This window comes from Lentzea sp. NPDC058450 (assembly GCF_042721395.1).
In the GTDB taxonomy this organism is placed as follows: Bacteria; Actinomycetota; Actinomycetes; order Mycobacteriales; family Pseudonocardiaceae; genus Lentzea.
This window is the reverse complement of sequence record NZ_JBHXLO010000044.1, coordinates 64,060-74,951: the sequence shown is the minus strand read 5'-3', so window position 1 is coordinate 74,951 and position 10,892 is coordinate 64,060. Positions and strand designations below refer to the sequence as shown.

The 10,892-nt window shown below is 70.1% G+C and carries 8 protein-coding genes and 3 tRNA genes; 5 read left to right on the top strand and 6 right to left on the bottom strand.

The features are described 5' to 3' along the window. Positions 1-8 precede the first annotated feature (8 nt). Entirely contained in the window at positions 9-548 is a 540-nt protein-coding gene (locus tag ACFWNN_RS41680; protein WP_382445507.1) for a pyridoxal-dependent decarboxylase, read from the bottom strand. A gap of 335 nt (positions 549-883) precedes the next feature. On the opposite strand from ACFWNN_RS41680, the gene ACFWNN_RS41675 reads away from it, so the two are divergent. Both ACFWNN_RS41675 and ACFWNN_RS41670 read left to right on the top strand, forming a co-directional pair. Further along, on the top strand, positions 884-1,771 hold the full coding sequence (locus ACFWNN_RS41675; RefSeq protein ID WP_382445506.1) for a hypothetical protein: 888 nt from the start codon (positions 884-886) through the stop codon (positions 1,769-1,771). Beyond that, positions 1,768-2,385: a phosphotransferase gene (locus tag ACFWNN_RS41670; protein WP_382445505.1), complete on the top strand. Its 618-nt coding sequence runs from the start codon at positions 1,768-1,770 to the stop codon at positions 2,383-2,385. The genes ACFWNN_RS41675 and ACFWNN_RS41670 overlap by 4 nt, the downstream gene beginning before the upstream one ends. Positions 2,386-2,461: 76 nt before the next feature. Here the strand turns inward: ACFWNN_RS41670 and ACFWNN_RS41665 are convergent, their stop codons facing one another. Together ACFWNN_RS41665 and ACFWNN_RS41660 are read right to left on the bottom strand one after the other, a co-directional pair. Further along, positions 2,462-3,205: a DUF1684 domain-containing protein gene (locus tag ACFWNN_RS41665; RefSeq protein WP_382445504.1), complete on the bottom strand. Its 744-nt coding sequence runs from the start codon at positions 3,203-3,205 to the stop codon at positions 2,462-2,464. Further along, positions 3,202-4,176, bottom strand: a complete 975-nt coding sequence (locus ACFWNN_RS41660) for a DUF5937 family protein (protein ID WP_382445503.1) — start codon at positions 4,174-4,176, stop codon at positions 3,202-3,204. Before ACFWNN_RS41660 ends, ACFWNN_RS41665 begins: the two co-directional genes overlap by 4 nt. A 57-nt stretch (positions 4,177-4,233) precedes the next feature. On the opposite strand from ACFWNN_RS41660, the gene ACFWNN_RS41655 reads away from it, so the two are divergent. Then, positions 4,234-4,971 (top strand): inositol monophosphatase family protein, encoded by a 738-nt coding sequence (locus tag ACFWNN_RS41655; protein ID WP_382445508.1) that lies wholly within the window; start codon positions 4,234-4,236, stop codon positions 4,969-4,971. Here the strand turns inward: ACFWNN_RS41655 and ACFWNN_RS41650 are convergent. The 3 genes from ACFWNN_RS41650 to ACFWNN_RS41640 form a co-directional block, all read right to left on the bottom strand. After that, positions 4,928-4,999, bottom strand: a tRNA-Ile gene (locus ACFWNN_RS41650). The genes ACFWNN_RS41655 and ACFWNN_RS41650 overlap by 44 nt on opposite strands. A gap of 1 nt (position 5,000) precedes the next feature. Then, positions 5,001-5,077: transfer RNA gene (locus tag ACFWNN_RS41645), tRNA-His, on the bottom strand. Positions 5,078-5,079: 2 nt separating this feature from the next. Then, a tRNA-Gln gene (locus tag ACFWNN_RS41640) sits at positions 5,080-5,152 on the bottom strand. Positions 5,153-5,458: 306 nt separating this feature from the next. Here ACFWNN_RS41640 and ACFWNN_RS41635 point away from each other — a divergent pair. Beyond that, positions 5,459-7,000 carry a glycoside hydrolase family 13 protein gene (locus ACFWNN_RS41635; RefSeq protein ID WP_382445502.1) on the top strand — a complete coding sequence of 514 codons (1,542 nt, stop codon included), beginning with the start codon at positions 5,459-5,461 and terminating at the stop codon, positions 6,998-7,000. 92 nt (positions 7,001-7,092) lie between these two features. Next, the gene (locus ACFWNN_RS41630) at positions 7,093-10,806 is read left to right on the top strand and encodes a DUF4132 domain-containing protein (protein ID WP_382445501.1); all 3,714 of its coding nucleotides are present in this window, start codon (positions 7,093-7,095) and stop codon (positions 10,804-10,806) included. The last annotated feature ends 86 nt before the right edge of the window (positions 10,807-10,892 follow it).

Here is a 10,892-nt window from a genome sequence, read left to right as displayed (position 1 = left end):
CGTGGGTCCTAGACAAACCACACCCCAACCGGAGGCTCTCCCCACGTCAACACCCATCCACAGCTACCAACGTCCCGGCCAAGTACACCTAGGCGGTCCTGTCTGGCCGTGTGCACTGCCGAGAGAGTCGCCAGAGATGCGCCCGTGGTGAAGATTCCGCCGGATCCTGCGGGGAGGTCGAACAGGTCGCACATCCAGCGGATGACGCTGTGTTCCAACGCGACCAGTGCCGGCGCGGTCGAGGCGACGCCGGTGTAGCGGTTGGTGGTCTGGGCCAGGAACTCGGCGAGCACCGAGCTGTACAGGCCGCCGGCCGGGAAGTACGCGAGGTAGCGCGGCCCGGCCGTCTCCACCGCCTGGCTCGCCGCGGCGCCGAACGTCGCGAGCAGCTCACCGAGCTCGCCCGGTGTCTCCGCGGGTGGCGGGGGCAGGAGTGCCGTGCCCGGCGACGAAGCGGGCGCGGCCTCCAGACCTTCGATGAAATCCTCGACGAAGGCGGTTACCGTCTTCGTCCGCTCGGCCCTGGTCTCGCGGTCCGGCTGCAACATGAGCACACCGTACGAAGCTCGCCCCGCCGTGTGCTCGCGGGAATCCCACGTCCAGTTCTCATTACGCCTGCCACGGCGTGTCCAGCGCCATCGGTACTCCTGAGGGGGAAGGTGTTGCGCCCTTTGGCTCAACGTAGCGTGGAAACGCTCTCTCGGAAGAGACGCGTCTCAGCCCGGACCGCGTGCAAAGGATTTACATCGGCGCTGATCAACCGTCCGTGACTGACATGGCTGTTTTTCACTCGTTCGGCCCAATCCAGCGACACCGTCAGTAACACCTGGAGTAGTCCCTCGATGGTCAGGCCGTACGAACCCACCCCGAGGGAGTTGCGACAGTGATCGAGAACTCGGCCGCCGGTCTGGTGATGGTCCCCGGCGAGGTGACGGTGACCGTCACCGGCGAGCAGCACCACCAGGACGTGCTGTCCCGCTACGCCGTTCCGGACGGCGTGACGCGGCACGTCGCCGTGAACCTGACGTGGTGCATGATCGCGGCCGGCAAGTACCGGGGTCAGCGCGGCATCGAGGTGCGGCTCGACGGGTACCGGGTGGGCGAGCTGACTTTCCTGATGTCGCAACGGTATGCGCCCGTGCTGATGCACGTGGAGTCCGGCGGCGGGGCGACGGGCTGCACGGCGTACGTGCACCGCGGCCCCAACGGGCTGCTCCAGATCTCGCTGCGGATGCCGCGCGAGATCCCGCGTGGCGCGGTCGTGCCGGTGCCGTCGGCGCGCAGGTCGTGGGTGGCTCCGGTGGCGATCGGCGCGGCCAGTCTGCTCGCGTTCTTCTTCGCCGTCGGCATTGTCGGCGCCATCGCCAACGGCCCGACGAACACGAACAAGGCGGCAAGCGTCTCCACCACCATGGTCGCACCCACCACCACGACCACGCTCACCACCACCGTCGCACCCACCACTACGACCACCGCGCAACCCACCACCACTACGACGACGACCACCACTCCCCCGGCGGCACCTCAGCCTCAGCCGAACCCGCAGCCCAAGCCCAACCCGCAGCCGAATCCCCAGCCACAGCCCCAACCCCAGCCTGCGCCCAAGCCAGCGTGCGACCCGAACTACAGTGGCTGCGTGCCGATCGCATCGGACGTGGACTGCGCGGGCGGCAGCGGCAACGGCCCTGCCTACGTGAGCGGCCCGATCCAGGTCATCGGCAACGACATCTACGGGCTCGACAGCGACAAGGACGGCACCGCCTGCGAATGAGCATCCCCGAGCACGTGCTGCGCGCCGTCGGCCCCGACGCCGTCTGGTCCACCGACCACGAAGGCCTCTCCGGCGACGTGTGGCACGTCGGCGGAAGCTACGTGAAACGCGCGGGCGTCGCCGAGCACGACCGCCTGCGGTGGCTGGGCGAGCACTTCGAGGTCCCGGAGATCAGGGCGTTCGCCGACGACTGGCTCGTGCTGGCCGACGTGGGCGCACCTTCCTTGGCCGCAACGGATCCTGTCCACGCGGCGACTGTCATGGGCCGCGTGCTGCGCGACCTGCACGCGTTGCCCGTGACCTCGTGCCCGTTCGACGCGACGATTCCCGTTGTCCTGGAACAGGCACGGCGCAACGTGGCGGCGGGTCTGGTCGACGCGGACGACTTCGACGACGACAACCTCGGTGTCACGCCTGAGGAACTGTTCGAGCGGCTCGTGGCCACCGCCCCGGCGCACGAGGACCTCGTGGTGGCGCACGGGGACTTCTGCCCGCCGAACGTGCTGCTGCGCCCGGACGGCTCGACGGTGCTGATCGACGTGGCCAGGCTGGGCGTGTCCGACCGGCACCGCGATCTCCGCTGGCCCACCGCGAACTGGGCGAAGAGGCCGTAGCCGCGTTCGACCGCGCCTACGGCCTCACCCCCCGCCCGGAGTTGCTGGCCTGGTACCGCTTGCTGGACGAGTTCTTCTAACCCCGCTCGTAGGGCGTCTTCTCCCCCGCCTCGACGCCGAACGTCAGGTGGTTGCCCTCGGGCGGCAACGGGCACGTGGCGAAGTCGGTGAACGCGCACGGCAGGTTGGTGGCGCGGTTGAAGTCGAGCACGACCTTCCCGTCCTGCGGTGTGGCCGCGAGCTGCCGGTTCGCCGCGTAGGTCGTGACGCCGCTGGTCTCGTCGGTGAACAGGATGCTCAGCCCGCCGTTGCGCCCGTTGAACGCCGTCAGCGTGTGTTCGGTGCCGTTGAACGTGAACCGCACACGCCCCGGTGCCTCGTACACGTGGCTAAGACCTTCAACGACAGCACCAACGGTCGTGGGTACAGGCGCGTCGAACGGCTCGTAGGCCCCCTCCACCACCCACTGCTCGTGCGGCTCGTACGCAGGAACACCCTTGAACTGGCGTAGTACGTCGGCTTTCGGGTCGTGCACGCGGATCAGGTACCCGCCGCGGCGGGCGATCTCGATCTCGACGTCCCCGGCCACGACGCGCGTGCCGGCGCCGCTCTGGACGAGTTCGAACCGCTTGGTCTCGCCGCCGTCGCGCCAGTACGCCGCGTCGTCGTCTTGCCACCACTCGCCCGGTAGGCCGTCATAGGTGCGTGGGGTCGTGTCCAGCCAATCCAGTGACACCAACGCCAACCACCCGTAGGGGTCGGCGAGGGTCTTCTCCCGGTCCGTCTTCCAGCTCTGCCAGTCCTCCGCGAAGGCGCTCATGTCCTTGCGAACGAAGGACTCGGCGCCGCGCTTCCCTGTTCCACTGAGTGGGAAACGAGGGTGTCGCCGAGTTCGGTGCGGGCGTACACGACGCTCCGCCCGTGCCGTTGCGAGGCCAGCAGCCCGGCGTCGCGCAACGCCCGTAGGTGCTGGTTCACCGCGGACACCGTCACGCCCGTGCGTCGTGCGATGTCCGTGGAGGAGGAGGGCTCGGCGAGTTCGGCCAGCAGATCGGCCCGCACCTGCCCCAGCACGCCGGCGAGCGCCCGTGGCCCGCGCACGCGCCCCGTCTCCCACACCACACCGGCGCCACGGGCCGCGTAGATCAGCAGCGGCGGAGCGTCGGGGTTCACGGGCACCGCCGTCCGCCGGGCGAACGCGCTGGGCACCAACGTGAGGCCGTGCCCGCAGCCGTCGACCCGCCGCGGTTCCGCGCCGGCGATCCGCACGCCCACGACGGGCGGGGTGAACGTGATCCGGTCGGAGATGCCGGAGAGCATCGCCGCCAGGCCCTGCCGGGCCATCTCGCGGCCCCGGTGCGCGATGTCGGCTTCGAGCACCGCGCGCACCCGGTCCCACCACGGTTCCAGCGCGACGTGCCAGTAGGTCTCCAGAGCGGCGAGCATCCGGCGCCGATCGGCCAGGACGGCGGGCACCTCCCCGAACACCGCGCGGAAGTCGCGGCGCAGCGTGCGGGCGGGGATCTCGCTCAACGCCGCGAACTCGTCCTCGAAGCGGGTCAGCGGCGTGCTGGGGCGGGGGCTCAGGAAGTCCGGCGTCCAGCCCCGTTCCGTGCTCAACGCGAGCAGGACCTCGGTGTCGACGTCGCCGACCCGCCGCAGCCAGGGCAGGTGCAGCGGGTACTTGGCGGGGTCCTTGAGCACGCGCAGGCTGAGCGTCAGTTCGCTGAGCGGCGAGACGGCGAACCGCACGTCCACCAGGTCGGACTCACCGAGCACGAACTCGATCATGTAGCACAACGCTACATCAGTTCAGCCGCGCCGGCGCCCGCGCCAGGCTTCCACCCCATGTGGAACGACATGCGGCTGGCGTTGCGGATCGCCTACGAGGCGGCGCAGGTGGCGGAGCGGGCTTTCCAGAGCAGTCAGGAGGTGCGGCTCAAGGAGGACGGCAGCGTGGTGACGCCGGTCGATCTCGAGATCGAGGACCTGATCCGCGCGTTGCTCGCGGAAGCCGTGCCCGACGACGGTGTCGCGGGCGAGGAACGCCCTGAGCGGACCGGCACGTCCGGACGGAGGTGGCTGGTCGATCCGATCAGCGGCACCGCGGACTTCGTGGCCGGGCGGCCGACGTACTCGGTGGACCTGGCGCTGGAGAACGCTCTGGCCGTCTCGGTGATGCCGTCGCTGGGCCTGACCATGGCGGCGGGACGTGGCATGGGTTGCCGGGTCTTTCGCGGCGAGCTCGAAGAAGTCGCTCGTGTGTCCACACGGGACATGATTCGTGGCGCGCGCGTGTGCCTGCACGGCAAGAGAAAGCCAGTGCTGGAGCAGTGCGTGGTGGTGGACAACTCCACGTCGGTGTTGCAGCTGCTCACCGGGGACGTCGACGCCGTGATCGCCGCGGGCGCGGGCCTGGACGAGTTCGACCTGGCGTGCCTGCCGGTGCTCGTCGAAGAGGCGGGCGGCCGGGTGACAGTCGTCGAGGAGGACGTCGTGCTGGCCACCAACGGCCTGCTGCACGACGCCTTCCTCGACCTCCTGGTCGCGCGTCCTGGTGTCGAACCAGGCACCCCAGGCTTATGAGGCCTGGGTGATCGCCGGATCCCGCGCGTTGGGGTGACCGACCGGACTCGCACCGGCTTCGACCAGGACCACAACCTGGCGCCTCGACTGCTTCGGCTTCGGTCACAGCTGCCCGTCGAGGACTCGAACCTCGATCTCCGCGTCCAGAGCGCGGCGTCCGTGCCAATTGGACCAACGGGCATCAAAAAAGCCGCCTCGTCGCTGCGGTGGCGACGGGACGGCTCCCCGGTTGTCATGAGGGTCAGCTCATGCCGAGGAGCACCAGACGTGCTGATGGCTCATGTGTTGCTGCATCACGGCTGGCTCCTCTCTCCGGTTCGTCGAGATCCACTCTGACGGATGACGGCGGACCGTCGCAACGCATTAAACGGGCTGCAAAAGTTTGCAGGAATATTCGATCTCTTCAAGCATTCCTCAAGCCGACTTGCGGAAAACTTTTGCAACGTCTTTCCTGGACCGCTGACACACCCCACCGGAAGGCATGGACATGTCCCAGGACTGGTGGCGACACGCCGTCATCTACCAGGTCTACGTGCGCAGCTTCGCCGACTCCGACGGCGACGGCGTCGGTGACCTGCCCGGCATCCGCTCACGCCTGCCCTACCTGCGCGACCTGGGCGTCGACGCGGTCTGGATCACGCCGTTCTACGCGTCGCCGATGGCCGACGGCGGGTACGACGTGGCGGACTACCGCGCCGTCGACCCGCAGTTCGGCGGACTGGACGACGTGCGCGCGTTGGTCGACGACGCGCACACACTCGGCATCAGGGTGATCGTCGACATCGTGCCGAACCACAGTTCGGACCAGCACAAGTGGTTCCAGGAGGCGTTGGCCGGACACGGCCGTGAGCGCTACATGTTCCGTGAGGGCGTCGGCGACCAGCCGCCGAACGACTGGGAGTCGGTGTTCGGCGGCCCCGCGTGGACGCGCGTGGACGACGGATCCTGGTACCTGCACCTGTTCGCGCCCGAACAGCCCGACCTGAACTGGGAACTGCCGGAGGTGCGCGCGGAGTTCCGCGACGTGCTGCGGTTCTGGCTGGACCTGGGCGTCGACGGGTTCCGCGTCGACGTGGCGCACGGGATGATCAAGGCGCCCGGCCTGCCAGACATCGGCCACGCCGACCAGCTCAAGCTGCTGGGCACGGAGCCGCTGCCGTTCTTCGACCAGGACGGCGTGCACGAGATCCACCGCGAATGGCGTGAGGTCATCAATTCGTACGATGGCGAGCGCGTGCTCGTGGCGGAGGCATGGACGCCTTCTGCCGAACGCACCGCGATGTACCTGCGCCCGGACGAGATGCACCAGGCGTTCAACTTCCACTACCTGACCGCGGAGTGGACGTCCGAGGCGTTGCGCTCGGTCATCGACTCGTCGCTGGCCGCGGTCGAACCCGTTGGGGCGCCTACGACCTGGGTGCTCTCCAACCACGACGTGCAACGGCACGTGACCCGCTACGGCGGCGGCGAGACGGGCACGCGCCGCGCCCGTGCCGCGTTGGCGCTGATGCTGGCGCTGCCGGGCTCGGTGTACCTCTACCAGGGCGAGGAACTCGGTCTGCCCGAAGTGCTCGACCTGCCGGACGAGGTGCTCCAGGACCCGATGTGGGAGCGGTCCGGCCACACCGAACGAGGCCGCGACGGCTGCCGGGTCCCGATCCCGTGGTCTGCCTCGGGCCCGTCGCTGGGTTTCGGCACCGGCGGTTCGTGGCTCCCGCAGCCCGCGGACTGGGCGAAGCTCAGCGTGGAAACGCAGGCGGGCGACCAGGACTCGATGCTGTCCTTCTACCGCAACGCTCTGCGCGTGCGCCGCGAGAACCCGGCGCTGGGCGTGGATCTGCGCTGGGTCGACGGCCCCGCCGACGTGCTGTGGTTCGAACGCGACGGCGTGGCCTGCGCGGTGAACCTGTCCGCCACCGTGGTCGAACTGCCGGACCCGGGCTCGGTGCTGCTCGCCTCGTCGTACTACGGCGTTCGCGACGGCCTCCTGCTCCTGCCGCCGGACACCGCTCTCTGGTGGAAGCTCTGACCAGCGTTTTCCCTTGATCGACAAAAACTGTCAGACCCCCTGGGTACGGTCCGTGGACATCAGATCCAGACCGAAACCCAGGGGGTCTCGCAGTGGGCAGGTGGGAGCTCGTCTCCGGCAACTCGGCGAAGTTCTGGGAAGTCACCCAGGATGACGTGACGGTGACCGTCCGCTTCGGACGGCTGGGCGCCGCCGGGCAGACCCAGACCAAGGAGCTCACCTCCACCGCCGCCGCGACCGCCCACGTGGCGAAACTGGTGGCGGAGAAGGAGAAGAAGGGCTACCAGAAGGCAGGCGCGGCCGCGAGCACCGCTGCGTCAGCGCCCACCGCCAGCACCGCTGCCGCCAGCTCCACCACCGGCCCCGCGTCCGCCGGCCCGACGCAGCGCACTGCCGGCCACGCCGCGCCCGAACCCGCCGCCCCTGAACCCGTCGCACCCTCGACCTCCCTCGACGAGGACACCTGGCTCATGCCGGCCGAGTGGCTGGCCCAGGCCCGCCGCAGGCGCGACGTCCAGCCGGTGCCGACCTTCACCACCGACGCGGCCCAGGCGCGGCAACTGCGCGACCACGCGGCCGCCCACACCGAGAAGGTCGAAGAGGCCCTGACGTCGGGCCGGCACGAATCCACCCTCATGCAGGCGCTGCGCACCCACCTCGGGGGCGAGCCGGACCCGCTGGGTGCCGCCACCCTCCTCAAGCTCACCGGCTGGGACCACAAGACCTCCCCGGTGCACTGGTGGATCGAGGACTACGGGCTGCCGTTCGCCGCCGTCGCGGCCGTGCACCTCTCCACCGTGAGCAACACCCACCAGGGCCTGATGGTCTACCTCCCGCACTCCAGCTGGAACGACCAGACGCTGATCGACGCCCGCACAGCGCTGGCCGCGACCGACGACGCGACGTTCGCGGAAGCCGTGGCGCAGCTGGAGAAGCTGGACCCGAACTGGTTCGTCCAGGCCACGCGCGCCTTCCTCGCGCCGTCGCGCAGGGACTGGTTCGCGGAGGCCAAGACGACCGGCGGCCCGAACTGGCTCATCCACGCGTCGGGCACCACCCTCGAAGACTTCCAGGGCTTCAGGAACGGCAACCTGCTCTGGTCTGTGGAGAACGTCTACACAGCGCTGTACGTCCTCGGCCCCGCCGTGGCGCAGGTGCTCGACGCCGAACTGCGCGCGAAGGCCGAGTGGAACGGCGACAACCGCCTGCGGGCGCTGGAGGTGCTGTCGGTCCTGCCGACCGACGAGGCGTTCCTGATGTTGCTGAGCCGCCTGCACGAACGGCTCGTCCGGCCGGTGCTGGTGTCGGCGATGGAACGGTTCCCGGCCAGGGCGCTGCGCCTGATGGCACCGCGCGCGGCCGCCGACGCCGACATCCGCAACCTGCTGCGCGCCCACGTCCTCTCGCGCCCCGATCTCACGCTCCTCACCGCTCCCGCGCAACCCGGTCCCGCCCTCTCAACCAACTCCGCGCCAACACAACCCGGCCCGGCGCAGTCCGCCGGCCTCGCACCCGCGCGGCCCGATCACGCTCCTCCTGCCAACGCCGCGCCAACACAACCCGGCCCCGCCCTCCCCACCGACACCGCACCCACCCAGCCTGGTGCCGCACTTCCCGCCGACGCCGCCACTCTCCTCCCCGCACACATCCCGGACGCACCGGCCGACGCGCTGCCCCGGGTCCTGGCCGAACCGCCGTGGCTGCACTGCCGCCCGCAGCCGAAACCCGTGGTGCTCAAAGACCTCCCGGTCCCGGCCCCCACCGTGAGCTGGTTGCCGGGCGAACGCGAGGAGTGGCTCGCGCTGAAGGGCTGGTGGACCGCCCGTCACGGCAACTGGGAACCGCTGGCCGAGAAGATGCGCGAGGGCCACTACCCCACGCGCGACGACCACCAGCTGTTCGAGAGCGCGCCGGAGGACCTCGCGCGCCCCCTGCTGGCCGGCTGGACCCCCACCGACACGTGGCGCAGCGAGGGCTGGGGCAGGCGCATCACGGCCCGCTTCGAACTCGACGCCCTGCCGCCGATGCTGCGACTGGCCGCGAGCAACCCGCACGTCTCCGGCATCGTGCTGCTCCCGTACGCGACGCCCGAGGTGGCGGCGCTGATGGCGGACTGGTTCGTGCGCCTCAAGTCGGCCCGCGCGTTCGCCGTCTCCTGGCTCGCCCGGCACCGCGACACGGCCGCGCACCTCCTGCTACCGGCCGCACTGGGCCCGGCGGGTCCCGCCCGCCGCAACGCCGAGTTCGCGTTGCGCCACCTGCACCTGGAGGCCGACGTCGACGTCGTCGCCCTCGCCGCAGCGCACAGCCCGGAGGCGGGCGCGGCGATCAGGACGTTGATCGAGATCGACCCCGTCGACGTCCTCCCCTCGAAGCTGCCGGCGATCGGCCCGTGGGCCGACGTCGCGCTGCTGCCCCAGGTGCTGCTGGCCGACGGTTCCGGCGCATTGCCTGCCGCAGCCGTGAAGAACCTCCTGATGACGGCGGCGCTGTCCAAACAGGACGCCGTGTACGCCGGTCTGCCGCCGGCCGTCGACAAGTGCGACCGCACGTCGCTCGCGGAGTTCGGCTGGGCCCTCTTCGGCCGCTGGCTCGACGTGAGCTCACCGTCTAAGGACGGCTGGGCACTGGCCGCGCTCGGCTGGTTCGGCGACGACGAGACGGTCCGCCGCCTCACCCCGCTGATCCGCCTCTGGCCGGGCGAGGCCCAGCACGCCCGCGCGGTGGCCGCCCTCGACGTGCTCGCCCAGATCGGCAGTGAGTCGGCGCTGACGGCCCTGAACAGCATCGCGGAACGCGTGAAGTTCAAGGGCCTCAAGGCGAAGGCGCAGGAGAAGGTCACGGACATCGCCGCCGCCCTGGGCCTGAGCCGCGACCAGCTCGCCGACCGCCTGGTCCCCCGCTTCGGCCTCGACGAGGCCACGACCCTGGTCGTCGACTACGGCCCGCGGCAGTTCACCGTCGGCTTCGACGAGCAGCTCAAGCCGTTCGTCCGGGACCCGGACGGCAAGCCCCGCAAGGACCTCCCCAAACCAGGCGCGCGCGACGACCAGGAGCTCGCCCCGGCCGAGCACAAGCGGTTCGCGACGCTGAAGAAGGACGTCCGCTCCATCGCCGCGGACCTGATCCACCGCCTCGAACGCTCGATGGTCGACCAGCGCACCTGGCCCGCCGAGGAGTTCCACACCGTCCTGGCCGGCCACCCGCTGCTCTCCCACCTGGTCCGCCGCCTGGTGTGGATCACCGACGCGGGCGCGTCGTTCCGCCTGGCGGAGGACCGCACCCTCGCCGACGAGAACGACGACGAGTTCACCCTCCCGGACGCCGCCACCGTCCGGCTGGCCCACCCGATCCACCTGGCCGGCACCGCAGACGCGTGGGGCCAACTCTTCGCCGACTACGAACTCCTCCAGCCGTTCCCGCAACTGGGTCGCCCCACCCACGCGTTCGCACCGGGCGACGTCATTCCGCAACTCGCCGGGTACCTCGACCGCGACGTACCCGTCGGCAAGGTCCTGGGCCTGACCAAGCGGGGCTGGTTGCGTTGTCAGCCCCAGGACAACGGCACCGAACCGTGGATGACCCGCCCCCTGCCCTCCGGCGGCGCCCTGGTGGCCTCGCTCGACCCCGGCATCACGGTGGGCATGATCGACCTGGAGCCGGAGCAGAAGTTCCGCCAGCTCTGGTACTCCGCCACCGGCGAAGGTGCCTGGTTCGCCCCGCGAGAAGACCTCGCCACCACCTTCGAGGTGGACGAGGTCACCGCCTCCGAACTCCTGTCAGAACTCGAATCACTCCACGCGTGATCGCGGGAACGATCGCTCGACCTCCAACGTCAGACCGGCTCGGCGACGCCGAAGCCACACCCCGAACCAGCATCAAGGAGCAGTCA

What these genes read in the sequence shown, in the direction of transcription:
- ACFWNN_RS41680 (WP_382445507.1), bottom strand. Translation starts at nt 548, where the DNA reads ATGTTGCAGCCGGACCGCGAGACCAGGGCCGAGCGGACGAAGACGGTA.
- ACFWNN_RS41670 (WP_382445505.1), top strand. Translation starts at nt 1,768, where the DNA reads ATGAGCATCCCCGAGCACGTGCTGCGCGCCGTCGGCCCCGACGCCGTC.
- ACFWNN_RS41665 (WP_382445504.1), bottom strand. Translation starts at nt 3,205, where the DNA reads ATGAGCGCCTTCGCGGAGGACTGGCAGAGCTGGAAGACGGACCGGGAG.
- ACFWNN_RS41660 (WP_382445503.1), bottom strand. Translation starts at nt 4,176, where the DNA reads ATGATCGAGTTCGTGCTCGGTGAGTCCGACCTGGTGGACGTGCGGTTC.
- ACFWNN_RS41655 (WP_382445508.1), top strand. Translation starts at nt 4,234, where the DNA reads ATGTGGAACGACATGCGGCTGGCGTTGCGGATCGCCTACGAGGCGGCG.
- ACFWNN_RS41635 (WP_382445502.1), top strand. Translation starts at nt 5,459, where the DNA reads ATGTCCCAGGACTGGTGGCGACACGCCGTCATCTACCAGGTCTACGTG.